13 protein-coding genes are annotated in these 14,411 nt (G+C 62.5%); 6 read left to right on the top strand and 7 right to left on the bottom strand.

Going from position 1 to position 14,411, the window contains the following annotated elements; all coding sequences use genetic code 11:
- Window positions 1-9 precede the first annotated feature (9 nt).
- Window positions 10-957 (top strand): LysR family transcriptional regulator, encoded by a 948-nt coding sequence (locus RE4_RS15290; RefSeq protein WP_060938851.1) that lies wholly within the window; start codon window positions 10-12, stop codon window positions 955-957.
- Here the strand turns inward: RE4_RS15290 and RE4_RS15285 are convergent.
- The 3 genes from RE4_RS15285 to RE4_RS15275 all read right to left on the bottom strand — a co-directional run bounded on the left by RE4_RS15285 (window position 926) and on the right by RE4_RS15275 (window position 4,077).
- Window positions 926-1,642 (bottom strand): GAF and ANTAR domain-containing protein, encoded by a 717-nt coding sequence (locus RE4_RS15285; RefSeq protein WP_019747714.1) that lies wholly within the window; start codon window positions 1,640-1,642, stop codon window positions 926-928. The genes RE4_RS15290 and RE4_RS15285 overlap by 32 nt on opposite strands.
- A 50-nt stretch (window positions 1,643-1,692) precedes the next feature.
- Window positions 1,693-2,235 (bottom strand): hypothetical protein, encoded by a 543-nt coding sequence (locus tag RE4_RS15280; RefSeq protein ID WP_041814839.1) that lies wholly within the window; start codon window positions 2,233-2,235, stop codon window positions 1,693-1,695.
- Between the two features lie 99 nt (window positions 2,236-2,334).
- A complete protein-coding gene (locus tag RE4_RS15275) occupies window positions 2,335-4,077 on the bottom strand; it encodes a glycerol-3-phosphate dehydrogenase/oxidase (RefSeq protein ID WP_047890264.1) in 1,743 nt (580 codons plus the stop codon).
- A 108-nt stretch (window positions 4,078-4,185) separates the two neighbouring features.
- Between RE4_RS15275 and glpK the strand changes: the two genes are divergently transcribed.
- Together glpK and RE4_RS15265 are read left to right on the top strand one after the other, a co-directional pair.
- On the top strand, window positions 4,186-5,676 hold the full coding sequence (gene glpK / locus RE4_RS15270) for a glycerol kinase GlpK (protein ID WP_019747711.1): 1,491 nt from the start codon (window positions 4,186-4,188) through the stop codon (window positions 5,674-5,676).
- A gap of 171 nt (window positions 5,677-5,847) precedes the next feature.
- Window positions 5,848-7,263 (top strand): MFS transporter, encoded by a 1,416-nt coding sequence (locus tag RE4_RS15265; protein WP_019747710.1) that lies wholly within the window; start codon window positions 5,848-5,850, stop codon window positions 7,261-7,263.
- On the opposite strand, the gene RE4_RS15260 is transcribed toward RE4_RS15265, so the two are convergent.
- Window positions 7,260-8,156, bottom strand: coding sequence for a LysR substrate-binding domain-containing protein (locus RE4_RS15260; protein WP_060938878.1), 897 nt, complete (start codon window positions 8,154-8,156; stop codon window positions 7,260-7,262). The two genes, RE4_RS15265 and RE4_RS15260, sit on opposite strands and share 4 nt — an antisense overlap.
- A gap of 84 nt (window positions 8,157-8,240) precedes the next feature.
- On the opposite strand from RE4_RS15260, the gene RE4_RS15255 reads away from it, so the two are divergent.
- Together RE4_RS15255 and RE4_RS15250 are read left to right on the top strand one after the other, a co-directional pair.
- Window positions 8,241-9,155 (top strand): CoA transferase subunit A, encoded by a 915-nt coding sequence (locus tag RE4_RS15255; protein ID WP_019747708.1) that lies wholly within the window; start codon window positions 8,241-8,243, stop codon window positions 9,153-9,155.
- The gene (locus RE4_RS15250; RefSeq protein ID WP_060938850.1) at window positions 9,152-9,937 is read left to right on the top strand and encodes a CoA-transferase subunit beta; all 786 of its coding nucleotides are present in this window, start codon (window positions 9,152-9,154) and stop codon (window positions 9,935-9,937) included. Before RE4_RS15255 ends, RE4_RS15250 begins: the two co-directional genes overlap by 4 nt.
- Here the strand turns inward: RE4_RS15250 and RE4_RS15245 are convergent.
- Together RE4_RS15245 and RE4_RS15240 are read right to left on the bottom strand one after the other, a co-directional pair.
- A complete protein-coding gene (locus RE4_RS15245; RefSeq protein WP_060938877.1) occupies window positions 9,918-11,099 on the bottom strand; it encodes an aminotransferase-like domain-containing protein in 1,182 nt (393 codons plus the stop codon). The genes RE4_RS15250 and RE4_RS15245 overlap by 20 nt on opposite strands.
- Window positions 11,100-11,278: 179 nt before the next feature.
- Window positions 11,279-12,682, bottom strand: a complete 1,404-nt coding sequence (locus RE4_RS15240) for an NAD(P)H-quinone dehydrogenase (RefSeq protein WP_020969166.1) — start codon at window positions 12,680-12,682, stop codon at window positions 11,279-11,281.
- A gap of 154 nt (window positions 12,683-12,836) precedes the next feature.
- Between RE4_RS15240 and RE4_RS15235 the strand changes: the two genes are divergently transcribed.
- A complete protein-coding gene (locus RE4_RS15235) occupies window positions 12,837-13,307 on the top strand; it encodes a gamma-glutamylcyclotransferase family protein (protein ID WP_003940753.1) in 471 nt (156 codons plus the stop codon).
- A 13-nt stretch (window positions 13,308-13,320) separates the two neighbouring features.
- On the opposite strand, the gene RE4_RS15230 is transcribed toward RE4_RS15235, so the two are convergent.
- A complete protein-coding gene (locus RE4_RS15230; RefSeq protein ID WP_060938849.1) occupies window positions 13,321-14,397 on the bottom strand; it encodes a hypothetical protein in 1,077 nt (358 codons plus the stop codon).
- Between the last annotated feature and the right edge of the window lie 14 nt (window positions 14,398-14,411).

Genomic DNA, 14,411 nt, shown 5'->3' with positions numbered 1-14,411 from the left:
AATGCAGATATGACTCTCGGACTGAGCCCGGACGACCTACTGGTGCTTCTCGCGGTCGGTCGCACCGGTCGCTTCAACACCGCCGCCGACGACCTCGGCCTCAATCACACCACCATCTCGCGCCGCATTTCCTCGCTCGAGAAGTGTCTCGGCGGCCGTGTCCTGGTTCGCTCGTCCGGCGGCTGGGAGCTGACCGACCTGGGCAGACAAGCCCTCAGCGCGGCCGAGCGCATCGAGGCCGCGGTGAACGAACTGGCGCTCGACTCCACCGGTCAGCAGCAACTCGACGGCGTCGTGCGAGTCTCGGCGACCGACGGATTCAGCGCATACATCGCGGCGCCCGCCGGCGCCGCGGTTCGCAGACGCCATCCCCGCGTCAGCGTCGAGATTGTTGTCGCAACCAGAAAGGCGTCGCAGATTCGCTCGGGCCTCGACATCGAGGTTGTGGTCGGCAAGCCTCACGTTCACCGCGCCGAAGCAGTCCATCTGGCCGACTACGCGCTGGGTTTGTACGCCTCCCGAGAGTATCTACGGCAGAATGCTGTTCCCGAAAATGCCGAAGATCTGGCCGAACACTCGCTCGTGTATTTCATCGACTCGATGCTGCAGGTCGACGAACTCGATCTGGCTCGCAAGCTCACGGTTTCCATGCGCGAGGCCGTCACGTCCACCAACGTGTTCGTCCACATCGAGGCAACGCGCGCGGGTGCCGGCATCGGCCTTCTCCCCTGTTTCATGGCCGAGCAGCACGACGATTTGATTCGCGTTCTACCGGCTCACATCGAAGTCAGACTTTCGTACTGGTTGGTGGCCCGTTCGGAATCCTTGCGACGCCCGGAGGTCGCAGCGGTGGTGACAGCTCTTCGAGAGACGGTGGATCGCAAGCGATCTCAACTCCTCGGCGCTCCCGGAACGAACGAAGCGCTCAGTCCAGAGTCGAACGATGCTGGACGATGACCTTGCGCGCCAATTCGGCGATCTTGACGTTCATGTTCTGTGAGGTTCGCACCAGAATGTCGAAGGCCTCGTCGTCGGACACACGATGCAGTGCCATCAGCAGACCGACGGCCTGACCGATTTCGCGGCTGCTTGCCAGACCACGCCGCAGCGAGTCGGCGTCCTCGCCTCGCGTCAGCGCAGTGACGGCCACGGATGCAAATGACGCCAACATGATCGCGTGGTCGGCAACGGTTTCGGTGAAAGCCCCCGGAGTGTCCGAGAAGAGGTTGAGGGCACCGAACTTCTGACGATCGACCATCAGCCGGAACCCCATCGATCCGCGAATGGGTGTCTCCGCCACGACTTTCCGAGCGAACTCGGGCCACTGATTCGGGGTGCGAAGGTCCGACTCGAGTTGCGGCGCCTCCGTATCGAGGGCATCGATGCACGGCCCCTCACCGGTGGCACGCTCGAGATCGTCTGCATAATCGGCGATCTCGTCGCTCGCCGCTACGGTGACGTTGGTGTTTCCACGTCGCAGCATCAGACTTGCGTGGTCGCAACCGGGAATCAACTCGACAGCCGCCGAACAGATCGCGGAGTACACCTCGGCGCTGTCTGCCGCGGAGTAGAGGATCTCCGCCAACGCCGCGAACACTGCCTTGGGTTCTGTCAGTGCTTGGTCGCGCTCAGCCATCTCCATACACCTCGGGGTCTACCGTTCATCGAATTCTTCATCGAACGGTACAAACCTTACTTACTCGACCTGATGGGGTCGCCGCCGCTCGCCGATTCCCGCCCGTCCGTCCCCTGGAAAGCCTCCGTAGCTGCGCGGTGATGCAGCGCCGTGACCGTGGTGATCTGCTTGGACACCAGGTCGTTGAGTTCGCGATACTGCTCCTCGGTCTCCCCGGCCGGAATGTCTCGCAGGACCTCCCACATCGCACTCTTGCCGCACAGCGCGGTCCGCATGATCTCGAGCGTTGCCAACTTCACGAGGCGATTACGCCAGATGGCGTCGACATGGACGAGACGTCTGATCCGATTGACCGTCGCGTCGATCTTGGAGTACCGCGGCAGAGATATGCCCTGGGTGTCCTCGATAAGTTGCAGCAGCTGCTCGATCTCGTACTCGAGCTCACCCGGCAACGAATCCAGCTCACCGTCGGCCCAGGCGCCGTACGAGTCCGAGAGTGACCGCGAGAGTTGCAGCCCCACCATCGCCCCGCACAGGTGAGTGACCAGATAGCCGGTAGCTATGTGTTCCTCAGCAGATCGCGACCGATTACCGAACATTGAGATCCTCCTGGGTGACGCTCGACCGGTCTGTGCTGACACGGGTGGTGATTCGCCATCCGCCTACCCGCGACAGACCGAGAACAAACGACAGGCGACTCAGACCCGATCCGGCACCACGACGACGGGCTCGAGGATCTCGGCCCGCGACTCCGGCGCTGCGGCGCGCAATGCGTCGGCCGACTCGTCGTCCGGCTGGGTCTGAGACTCGATCTCCGCTTCGACACGCGCTCGGTACGTGTCGACCTCGCGTTCGACGGTGGCGGCATCCCAACCGAGAATCGGGGCAACCAATCCGGCCACCTGCTGTGCGCAGTTGACACCACGATGCGGATATTCGATTGCGATACGCGTACGGCGGGCGAGGATGTCGTCGAGGTGCAGTGCCCCCTCGGCCGCGGCGGCGTACACAGCTTCGACCTGAAGGTAATCGGGCGCGTCCGTGATGGGCTGCAACAACTCCGGTGTCTGCCGGCCGAGTTCGAGGACCTCGGTGATGAGCGAACCGTAGCGGTCGAGCAGGTGCTTGACGCGATACGGATGCAAGCCGTACTGCTCGCCCAGTTGCACGGTCTGGTTGATCAACGCGAAGTATCCGTCGGCGCCGACGAGCGGTACCTTCTCCGTGATCGACGACGCAACCCGCGCCGGAATGTCTTCTGCTGCGACGTCGACGGCGTCTTCCGCCATGACCCGATACGTCGTGTACTTTCCGCCGGCGATGGCGACCAGACCTGGAGCCACACGGGCAACGGCGTGCTCGCGCGAGAGCTTCGACGTCTCGTCGCTTTCACCGGCAAGCAGCGGACGCAGACCGGCGTACACACCGTCGATGTCGGCGTGCGTCAGCGGCGTGACCAGGACGGAGTTCACGTGGCCGAGGATGTAGTCGATATCTGCTTTGGTTGCCGCCGGATGTGCGAGATCCAGGTTCCAGTCGGTATCAGTGGTGCCGATGATCCAGTGACTGCCCCACGGAATGACGAACAGCACCGACTTCTCGGTACGCAGGATGATGGCGGCTTCACTGACGATGCGATCGCGCGGGACGACGATGTGTACGCCCTTCGACGCTCGCACCCGGAACCGTCCGCGCTGACGTGAGAGCGCTTGGATCTCGTCCGTCCAGACACCGGTCGCATTGATGACGACGTGACCCTTGACCTCGGCGGTACGGCCGTCTTCGCAGTCGCGAACACGAACTCCCGAGACCCGATCCGCTTCCCGCAGAAAGCCGACTACCTGCGTCGACGTTCGGACGACTGCGCCGTAGTGTGCAGCGGTCCGTGCGACGGTCATGGTGTGCCGAGCGTCGTCGACGACGGTGTCGTAGTACTGGATGCCACCGGTCAGCGAACTGCGCTTGAGGCTCGGCGACATGCGTAGTGCGCCCGCCCGCGTCAAGTGCTTCTGGGAGGGGACCGACTTTGCGCCGCCCATTCGGTCGTAGAGGAAGATTCCCGCCGCCATGTACGGGCGCTCCCACACTCGGTGAGCCAGAGGGAACAGGAACTTCAGCGGCTTGACCAGGTGCGGAGCGAGCGTGGTCAGCGAGAGTTCGCGCTCACGCAATGCTTCACGAACGAGGCCGAATTCGAGTTGCTCTAGATAGCGGAGACCGCCGTGGAACATCTTCGACGAGCGACTGGACGTGCCGGATGCGTAGTCACGGGCCTCGACCAACGCAACCTTGAGTCCGCGGGTGGCCGCATCGAGCGCAGCTCCGACACCGACAACACCGCCGCCGACAACGACGACGTCGAATTGCTCGGTCTGAAGCTGTTCCCAAGCAGCTTCACGCTGCTGCGGGCCGAGAAACTGCGCACCTTGCTGCTTACTCAACCCGGTCTCCTGTAAGTCGACGACGAATCCGTTTACAGGCTAGTAGCTTGATCCACATACTGCGACAGCGCACGGATAACTGCGAACGCGCCCGAACATAGGAGCACAGTGAATCAATACATCGCCGCCATCGACCAAGGCACGACGTCGAGCCGCTGCATGATCTTCGATCACGACGGCGCCGTGGTGAGCGTTGCGCAGAAAGAACACGAGCAGATTTTCCCGCGCGCCGGTTGGGTCGAGCACGACCCGGTTGCGCTGTGGATCAACACCCGGGAGGTGGTGGCCGGCGCTCTCGCGAAGGTCGACCTCACGCGGGCCGACATCGCGGCCGTCGGAATCACGAATCAGCGTGAGACGACCGTCGTTTGGGAGCGTTCGACGGGCAAGCCGATCTACAACGCGATCGTGTGGCAGGACACGCGCACGGATCAACTGTGTGTCGAACTGGGCGGCGACGAGGGTCCGGACAAGTACCGAGACAAGACCGGGCTGCCGCTCTCGACCTACTTCGCCGGGCCGAAGATCCGGTGGATTCTCGACAACGTGGACGGCGCGAGAGCCAAAGCGGAGGCCGGAGAATTGTGCTTCGGCACCGTCGACACGTGGATCGTATGGAACCTGACCGACGGTGTTCACGTGACAGATGTCACCAATGCGTCACGCACGATGCTGATGGATCTCGAGACCCTTCAGTGGGACGAATCGATCTGCGCGGACTTCGGAATCCCGATGTCGATGCTCCCTGAAATCCGTAGTTCGTCCGAGGTCTACGGCACCGGCCGTCCTCGCGGCAATCTCGCCGGTGTGCCGGTCGCCGGAATCCTCGGTGACCAGCAGGCAGCCACATTCGGCCAGGCCTGCCTCTCCGAGGGTGAAGCCAAGAACACCTACGGCACCGGCAATTTCATGCTTCTCAACACCGGAACGAAGCCGGTGCACAGCAAGCACGGACTGCTGACGACCGTCTGCTACAAACTCGGCGAAGCCCCTGCCGTCTACGCACTCGAAGGTTCCGTCGCGGTGACCGGCTCCTTGGTCCAGTGGCTTCGGGACAATCTCGGAATCATTCAGAACGCCAAGGACATCGAGCCGCTCGCCGCGAGTGTCGACGACAACGGCGGCGCCTACTTCGTACCCGCGTTCTCCGGACTGTTCGCACCCCGGTGGCGACCGGATGCACGCGGCGTGATCGTCGGCCTGACGCGGTTCGTCAACAAGGGACACCTGGCTCGCGCGGCCCTCGAGGCGACGGCATACCAAACCCGTGAGGTCATCGACGCCATGCGTGCGGATTCGGGAGTCGAACTGTCCGCGCTGAAGGTCGACGGCGGCATGGTGGTCAACGAAACCCTGATGCAGTTCCAGTCGGACATCCTCGGAGTTCCCGTCATCCGCCCGGTGGTCAACGAAACGACAGCACTCGGCGCTGCGTATGCAGCGGGCCTCGCCATCGGTTACTGGGCCGACACCGAAGACATCCGCAACAACTGGGCCGTCGGCCAAACCTGGGAACCGGCGATGGACGAGTCCGAAAGGTCACGGCTGTACGCGGAGTGGAACAAGGCCGTCGAGCGGACGTACAACTGGTCCGAGTAATCACCCCGATCCTTCCATACCGGAAGAGCTGATCATGGTCGCCTATTGATACTCCTGAGGTATCAATAGGCGACCAAGTTGGTATTGGACGTGACCTACACCACTCTGCGAATCTCATTCAGGCGCGCCACGTTTCGGCGCCGCGAATGTTGCAGAGAAAGGTCGCCACGCATGAGTTCACCCACTCGCAGTTCCGAGGAGATCAACGCCAAGGCACGAAGAGCCGGTATCGCTTCATTCATCGGAACCACCATCGAGTGGTACGACTTCTATATCTACGGCACCGCGGCTGCCCTGGTATTCGGCGAGATCTTCTTCTCCGACACACTGCCGAACGGAGTCGGCACGCTCCTCGCCTTCATCACCCTGTGGGCAGGCTTCCTCGCCAGGCCGATCGGCGGGATCATCTTCGGCCATCTCGGCGACCGGATCGGGCGCAAGAACACTCTGGTCATCACCTTGATGATGATGGGCGTCGCCACTGTCGGGATCGGACTCCTCCCCACCTACGCGCAGGTCGGCATGTGGGCCCCGATCGGTCTGGTCACCCTTCGCGTGATCCAAGGAATTGCGGTCGGTGGTGAGTGGGGTGGCGCGGTACTCATCGCCAGCGAGAACGCACCGAAGGGTAAGAGCATCCTCTACTCCGCGTTCGCTCAGCAGGGCTCGCCCGCGGGAAATCTGTTGGCGACCATCGCATTCTTCCTGCTGTCCTCGATGCCGACGCCGTCATTCCTTCTCTACGGCTGGCGAATCCCTTTTCTCGTTTCGGCAGGCCTGGTCATCCTCGGCATGATCATTCGCCTGAAACTCGAAGAGTCCGACGAGATGAAGGCCGTTCTCGCCCGCAAGAAGGTCGTCAAACTTCCGCTCGCCGAAGTATTGCGCAAGCATTGGGTGCTGGTTCTCCTCGGCGCCGGCGCACTCCCCCTCGCACAGGTCACCTATTTCAAGAACACCTTCGCATTGTCCTGGGCTACAAAAGAACTCGGATACGACCGCGGCACATTCCTCGCCGCTATCGCGATCGCACTTGTCGTGCAGTTCATCGTCCAACCGTTCGGGGCCGTTCTGGTTTCCAAGATAGACATGCGGAAGGCCATGTGCCTGATGGTGATACCGGAGTTCGTTCTCATGCCCGCGATGTTCTTTGCCATCAGAACCGGGAACTTCACCATCGCAGTCGTTGCGATGTGTCTCGCCACGATCCCGCACTCGATGTTCTACGGCGCCATCGCCGGCGTTCTCGCTCGCGCCTTCCCTGCGAACATCCGTTACACGGGTCTGTCGACGGCGTATCAACTGTGTTCCCTTGTCGTCGGCGGCGGAACTCCGGTACTGGCGCAGTGGATGCTCAACACGTCAGGCAACATCGTCGGGGTCGCGATCGTGTCCGGACTGTACGCACTTGTCTCGCTGATCTGCACCCTTCTCCTACTCCGACGTACCGGCTACAACGCAAGCGAACTCTCGACGGCCGAGCAAGCGGATTACGACGAGCTCGAACTCGAGAACGCTCTTGCCGATACTGCAAACTCGCCGAAGTCCGAAGCGGGTGAAATTCCTACCGGTCGGGCAACCGTCTAAGCCAGGGACGGCAGCGCCTGCTCGGACAATTTCAACACTTCGAGAAGCGCAGGTCTGTCGTCTCCATCTCGCCAGGCGATACGCAGTTGAAGGGGAGGAGGTGGATCCATGACGGGAACAAAGACAACATCAGGGTTCACGATGCTTTGGGCCACCGACGAAATAGTCAACGAGCATCCGATTTCCGCGGACACCAGCGCGATCAACGACATCGAATCCGGTGCCGTCTGCACGATTCGAGCCAGGAACCCTGCGTTCTTCGATGCACTGAGCAGAGACTCCCGCAGAATCGAACCCGGTTCCGCCGGAAGCGTCACCCAATTCTCGGACTCCAATTCGATCAACCGAACCGATTCCCTCGACGCCAACGGATGGTCTTTCGACATGGCAACCAGAAAGTTCTCCTCGGCGATCAATCTCGACGTGATCCCGAGCGGCGGGACGGTCCACCGGACCATCCCGATGTCGAGTCGTCGATCGAGCAACATCAACAACGCCTCGTTCGCGAAAGCGGAACTGTCGAGCACAAATTCGATACCGGGATTCGTCTTTCTCACCAATTTCGCCCACCGCCCGACGAGCAGGTGCGACGAGGTTCCCGCGAAGCCCAGGCGAACGCGACCTGTCGTTCCCTGGCCTGCCGCGGATACCGCGATCTCGGCCATCCGGCACGCGTCCAAAATTTCGCGCGCCGGAAGCAGCAGTGCTTCACCGGCAGCAGTCAACCGCACAGTTCGAGTACTTCGATCGAACAACGGCGAACCGAGCTGTTTCTCGAATTGCCTGATGGTTCGACTCAGCGGCGGTTGCGCAATCCGAAGCCGCTGAGCCGCACGGCCGAAATGTAGCTCCTCAGCCACCGCGAGAAATGCGTTGATCTGATGAATTTCCACCCGACATTGTTGCGCCACACCGGCCGACCATGTCAAGTTTCCGAAACCGACCAAGTGCGCGAGAACGTAAGAAGAGGTACACACGTGGACAAGACGCTCTCGATGAAAGAGGCTATCGGTCGATACGTCGGCGACGGAATGACTGTTGCGTTGGAGGGCTTTTCGCATCTCATTCCATTTGCCGCGGCACACGAGATCATCCGGCAGGGCAGGAAGGACCTCACGCTGTGCCGGATGACGCCGGACATCGTTTCCGATCAACTCGTCGCCGCCGGCTGCGTCCGAAAGCTGGTCGCTTCGTTCTTCGCCAGCGGCTCCGCAGGTTCTCTGTACGAGTTACGCAGACGCATCGAGAACCAGGACCCGCTCCCCCTCGAAGTCGAGGAATACAGCCATTACGGCATGGTGTGCCGGTATCAGGCGGGAGCCGCCAGGCTTCCCTTCTTCCCGCTACGGTCGTACGCCGGTAGTGATCTACCCGCACTCAACCCACAACTGAGACTCGTCGAGGACCCGTACGGCGGCGGGAGCGTCTACGTTGTGCCGCCATTGAATCCGGATGTCACGATCATCGGCGCACAGCGAGCGGACTCGTCCGGGAATGCGCAGATCTGGGGCATCGCCGGGGTGCAGCAAGAGGCCGTGTACGCCGCGAAGAAGGCAATCGTCGTTGTCGAAGAACTGGTCGACGACGAGGTCATCAGGTCAGACCCGAGCCGAACTCTGATTCCCTCGCATGCAGTCGACGCGGTTGTCGTCTGCCCGCGCGGCGCACACCCGTCGTACGCGCAGGGATACTACGACCGCGATTGCGGCTTCTACCGACGCTGGACCGAAATCTCCAAAGACCCTTCACGGCTGAGAAATTGGCTCGACGAATGGGTGTACGCACTCGACAGTCACGGCGAGTATCTCGCCAAACTCGGAGCCGACTACTGGTCGGATCTCGAGGTCGGACCAAAACTCTCCACACCAGTCGACTACGGGAGCAGACTATGACCACCACGATCGGGACCGGTAACACCACCTCCACCGAAACGATCGTCGCCGTCGCGGCACGCGAATTGGCGGGTAAGCGCCGAGTCTTCGCCGGAGTTGGGCTACCCACGCTCGCAGTCGATCTCGCGCGGCACACGTCGAATCCGGACGTCGAGCTGATCTACGAATCCGGAGTGTGCGGTGCACATCCGTCGGCAATGGCCGAGGGTATCGCGGACTCCGTGGTTGTCTCCGGTGCCGAATCCGTGCTGAGCATGGCCGCGCTCTTCGGTTACGTCCTGCAAGGTGGCAACGTCGACGTCGGATTTCTCGGGGCCGCTCAAATCGATCGAACGGGCAGTCTGAACACAAGTTTCATCGGTGACTGGAAGAACCCGACGGTCAGACTGCCCGGAGCGGGCGGGGCCGTCGAGATCATCGCGAACGCCGCCGAGATCTTCGTCGTGATGCGTCGCCACGATCTCAGTTCCTTTCCGGCCGAGCTCGACTTCTGCACCTCACCCAGCCCCGCCCGCGCCCACGCCAGCGGTAAGGGCATCATGCCGGCAGGTGCAGGAGTGACCAAGGTATTCACCAACCTCGGCGTCCTGACACACCAGGGCCCCGGCGGCGAATTGGAGTTGACCAGCGTCCACGAGGGAATCTCGGTCGATCAAGTCCGAGAGTCGACGGGATGGGACCTCGCCGTCGCCGAGCACATCACCATCACCACCCCACCATCGAGCACGGAGATCGATCTGCTCCGCAACACTATCGACAAGGTCAGGCTGTACCTGCGGTAACACTCTTCCGGAGCCTGCCGACGGCATCGACCAGCACGGCTTCGGGATACGTCGCGAAACACAGTCGAGCGCTTCGACCGAGGTCAGCTTCGACCGCGAAGGCCGAACCTGGGACAAATGCCACGCCGTGCTCGAGCGCGGCACCCAGGAGTTCGGTGGTGTCGACGTCGTCGACGAAATCCATCCAACAGAACATCCCGCCGCGGACCTCGGAAAAGCGTGCACGCCCACTCAATTCCGTCTCGGCGGCGGTGACCAACGCCTTCGCTCTGGCGCCGTAACCCTCCCGGAGCTTGTCGAGGTGCGTTTCGAACCATTCGACGTCGGAGAAGAGGTCTGCGGCGATCTGCTGGGTGAGCGAAGACCCGCACAGGTCAGCGCCTTGCTTGATCAGTTCGACCGCCTCGCAGACCTTTCGGTCGCCGTGCAGCCAGCCGACGCGCAGCGCCGGTGCCAACACTTTGGAAGCACTGGACAGCCGAATCACCCTGTCCGACAACGCCGCCAGCGGTGCGGGCGGTTTCTCGCCGAAGTACAGTTCGCCGTACGGGTCGTCCTCGAGAACCCAGAACCCGTATCGGTCCGCCAGCGCCGCCAAGTGCGCTCGCCGCTGCGCCGAAAGCACCGCGCCCCGCGGGTTGTGGAAATTGCTCACGGTGTGCACGACTTTGGGCCGAAGACCGGCGGCGAGTTTCGTCTCGAGCGCGTCGGTGTCCATTCCGTCCTCGTCCAGCTGGACGGGAACGAGACGAGCCTGCGCCGTCCGAAAGACCTGCAGCGCACCGGTATATGCCGGTTCCTCCACGACCACAACGTCACCGGCGTCGAGGAGGACCTGCGCGAGCAGGCTCAAACCTTGCTGAGAACCGTGTGTGATCACAACTTCGGACACGTCGAGTGCCCGCCCGATCTTGGAGGATTCGCGCTCGGCGATCACCTCACGGAGGCGCCGCAGGCCTGACGTCTCGCCGTATTGAACGGACGAGGGGTCACCGAGTGCGTCGTGGGCTGCCTTCGAGATTCGTTCCCGCGGAATGAAATCAGGATCGGGTAGTCCGCCGGCCAAGCTGATGACGTCGGGTCGGGCAGTCAAGGTGAGCAGATCGCGAATTGCAGAACTACGGAGTCCGTCCATACGAGCGGACAGCGCGGCGTGTGTCATGTGAAGCTCCCAGGCACGCAGAATGAAGGTCAGAGGAAACACCCTGAGCCGTCCTGGGTCAACGGGGCGGGAGAGCGCCGAGATACCGACCCTTGATTCGGTCGGTATCTCGACTATCTCACCAATACTTCAGTATGTGAAACAGATTTCTCACATTGTAAGAAGACTCTGGTCCGTTCTCAGTCCAGGTCGTCGTGACGCATGAGCTGACGAGCTGCCTCGGTGATCGATCCGGTCAGCGACGGGTACACCGAGAACGTCTGAGCCAGGTCGTTGACCGTCAGGTTGTTCTGCACGGCGATCGCAATCGGCAGGATGAGTTCCGAAGCGGTGGGCGCGACCACAACACCGCCGATGACCACGCCGGTAGCCGGGCGGCAGAAGATTTTCACGAAGCCGCGGCGCAAACCGGACATCTTGGCGCGCGGGTTGGTGTTGAGCGGCAACATGACGGTGCGAGCAGGCACCTCTCCGTTGTCGATCGCGGCCTGCGAAACACCCACCGTTGCAATTTCGGGGCGCGTGAAGACGGCCGATGCGACGGTCTTCAACTTGATCGGGCTGACGCCTTCACCGAGTGCGTGGTACATCGCGATACGTCCCTGCATCGCAGCCACCGACGCGAGCGGGAGCAGTCCGGTGCAGTCACCGGCGGCGTAGATACCGGAAACCGTGGTGCGCGAGACCCGGTCGACACGCAGGTATCCACCCTTGTCCAACTCGATGCCGACCCGCTCCAGGCCGAGACCGTTGGTGTTGGGGACGGAACCGACGGTCATCAGAGCGTGGCTTCCTTCGACCGTGCGGCCGTCGGAGAGCTTGACGATGATGCCCTTCTCGGTGCGCTCGACGGCGTCTGCGCGGGCGTGCTTGACGAGGGTGACACCGCGCTCGGCGAGGGCGTCCTCGAGCACGAGCGCCGCATCGGCATCCTCGCCGGGCAGAACACGGTCACGACTGGACACGAGTGTGACCTTGACGCCCATCTCGGTGTATGCGGAGACGAACTCGGCACCGGTGACACCGGAACCGACCACGACCAGGTGCTCGGGCAGCTCGTCCAAGTCGTAGAGCTGACGCCACGTCATGATTCGCTCACCGTCGGGCTCGGCTCCCGGGATGATGCGGGGGCTGGCGCCGGTGGCGATCAACACGACGTCTGCGTCGATGGTCTTCTGCTCGCCGCTTCCGAGCGTCGCGCGAACCTGGTGTGCTGCCATACCGAGGAGCGGATCGGTCAGTTCGGCGGTGCCGGAGAGAACCTCGACGCCGACCGTCTGCAACCGTGCGCGAATGTCCGAGGACTGGGACAACGCGAGACTCTTGACTCGGGAGTGGATCTTCGGCAGTGACACCGAAGCCTGCTCCGGATCCAGAGTGATGCCGAGGTCGGATGCACGACGCATGTCGGTGCGGATTCCGGTGGACGCGATGAACGTCTTCGACGGGACACAGTCGAACAGCACACACGCGCCGCCGACGCCGTCCGAATCGACCAGGGTGACCGTGGCCCCGTGCTGCGCGGCTACCAGTGCCGCCTCGTAGCCGGCGGGTCCGCCACCGATGATCACGATCCGGGTCATGTGTCCTCCAAGTCCTCGCGTGGCCGGCAGGGGTCTCCCGTCGACCAGTGTCACGCTATTCGAGCACCACGTGTCGCGCAGTGCTTGTACCAGATTACTTGCGTCCGGTGGTCCGCTTCGCCACACCCTCGGACCACGGTTTAGGCTTGCGCCCGTGTCGATTTATGCCGCCTACGGTTCCAACATGCATCCCGAGCAGATGTTGTTGCGCTGCCCACACTCGCCCATGTCCGGGACAGGGTGGCTGCGAGGCTGGCGCCTGACCTTCAGCGGCGAGGACCTCGGCTGGGAGGGGGCTCTCGCCACCGTGGTCGAAGACCCCGATTCCAGTGTTTTCGTGGTCCTCTACGACGTCCCGGAAGAGGACGAAGTGAGTCTGGACCGCTGGGAAGGTGCCGAACTCGGTCTGCACCGCAAGATCCGCGTGCGGGTCGACACCGCAGGCGATGCGGTGCTCGCTTGGCTCTACGTCATGGATGCGTACGAAGGCGGACTGCCGTCGGCCCGCTACATCGGCGTGATGGCCGACGCCGCCGAGATTGCCGGAGCGCCGGCCGAGTACGTGCGAGAGTTGCGGACGAGAAACAGCCGCAACGTGGGTCCGGGTAACGGTGTTACCGATTAGATAGCTGTCCTGCTCAAAGCAGCAGGAAATACGCGAGCACTGCCAGTGCTGCGAGTACCACCACAATCGTCAGGCCGATGAGCACACGCTTGGAACCGCGTGACTCCGATTCGCCTGCGACAACTGCAGTTTCCGGCTCGACTGTTGCCACCCCGGTTGCAGTTTCAGTCGCCACCTTCTCACGTCCGAGAGTGTCGAACACCTCCGTCACGTCGTGTGAAGGCGGCAAACCGATCGGAACGATCGTGTGCGACGTCGAGGTGAATCCGGCAGCCAGAATTGCGGCTCCCAGCGCGGCCGACTGCTCCGGTCCGGGCCCGAGTTCACATCTGACACCGAGCTTTTCGGCGATTCCGGCCGCTATGGACATCATGGCTGCTTTGTCTGTCGCCGGTTCTCCGTCACCGGTGACGACTACGGCGTCCAGGTTCTCCGGCATCCAACCGAACGCACCCAGTGCCGTCGCGAGGCGTGAACTCGGTGAACTCCCGTCGCCGGCGAAGCCGAATGCGCGACCGGCGGCGACGCCCGAACGCACCAACGTGACCGCGGCCCCGGTGTCATCGACGTGATAGATGCCGATGAGCGTGCCGGCGAGTGCCGCGATTTCCGACTCGAACCACGCCGAGACCGCCTCGGCGTCCGAGACGAGAGTGACACGCTCGAGGCCTGCATAGACCAGTGAATCCTGCATGAGGGCCGCTGTGGACGAGTCCCAGCGCGACGGGTAGGTCGCGACGATGTCGGGCGCTCCCCCACTTCGACCACCACGATCGGGCAGCGGCTCGCATTCCTGCAACAGGCAGCGAATCGACGTCGCCACCAAATCCTCGGCGCGGTAACGGGTATCGGCCGTTCCGGAGACGCCACTCGGGTCCCCCACACGGCCGACAAAACCTGACCATGATTCCGAGAATTCACGGCCGGCACCCAATTGCTCGGTACCGCCGAGCACGGTCGTTCCGTCCTTGCGTTGATTGAGAATCGTGTCCCTGACCAACACCACCGGATCGGCCGAACCCGGATCGTTGGACGCAACTACAGCCGTCGACACCAATGTGCCGATTCGCACTCCCACACCTATGGACATGCCCGTACCTTCAC

Origin of the sequence: Rhodococcus erythropolis NBRC 15567, from assembly GCF_001552595.1 — a bacterium.
GTDB lineage: Bacteria > Actinomycetota > Actinomycetes > Mycobacteriales > Mycobacteriaceae > Rhodococcus_F > Rhodococcus_F erythropolis.
Note: the sequence above shows the minus strand (reverse complement) of the source record. Positions and strands in the feature narration are given on the sequence as shown.

Bases quoted from the DNA above. Each gene is read 5' to 3' on its own strand.
- RE4_RS15290 (WP_060938851.1), top strand. From the start codon at position 10: ATGACTCTCGGACTGAGCCCGGACGACCTACTGGTGCTTCTCGCGGTC.
- RE4_RS15280 (WP_041814839.1), bottom strand. From the start codon at position 2,235: ATGTTCGGTAATCGGTCGCGATCTGCTGAGGAACACATAGCTACCGGC.
- RE4_RS15240 (WP_020969166.1), bottom strand. From the start codon at position 12,682: ATGACCCGGATCGTGATCATCGGTGGCGGACCCGCCGGCTACGAGGCG.
- RE4_RS15285 (WP_019747714.1), bottom strand. From the start codon at position 1,642: ATGGAGATGGCTGAGCGCGACCAAGCACTGACAGAACCCAAGGCAGTG.
- RE4_RS15265 (WP_019747710.1), top strand. From the start codon at position 5,848: ATGAGTTCACCCACTCGCAGTTCCGAGGAGATCAACGCCAAGGCACGA.
- RE4_RS15230 (WP_060938849.1), bottom strand. From the start codon at position 14,397: ATGTCCATAGGTGTGGGAGTGCGAATCGGCACATTGGTGTCGACGGCT.
- RE4_RS15250 (WP_060938850.1), top strand. From the start codon at position 9,152: ATGACCACCACGATCGGGACCGGTAACACCACCTCCACCGAAACGATC.
- RE4_RS15245 (WP_060938877.1), bottom strand. From the start codon at position 11,099: ATGACACACGCCGCGCTGTCCGCTCGTATGGACGGACTCCGTAGTTCT.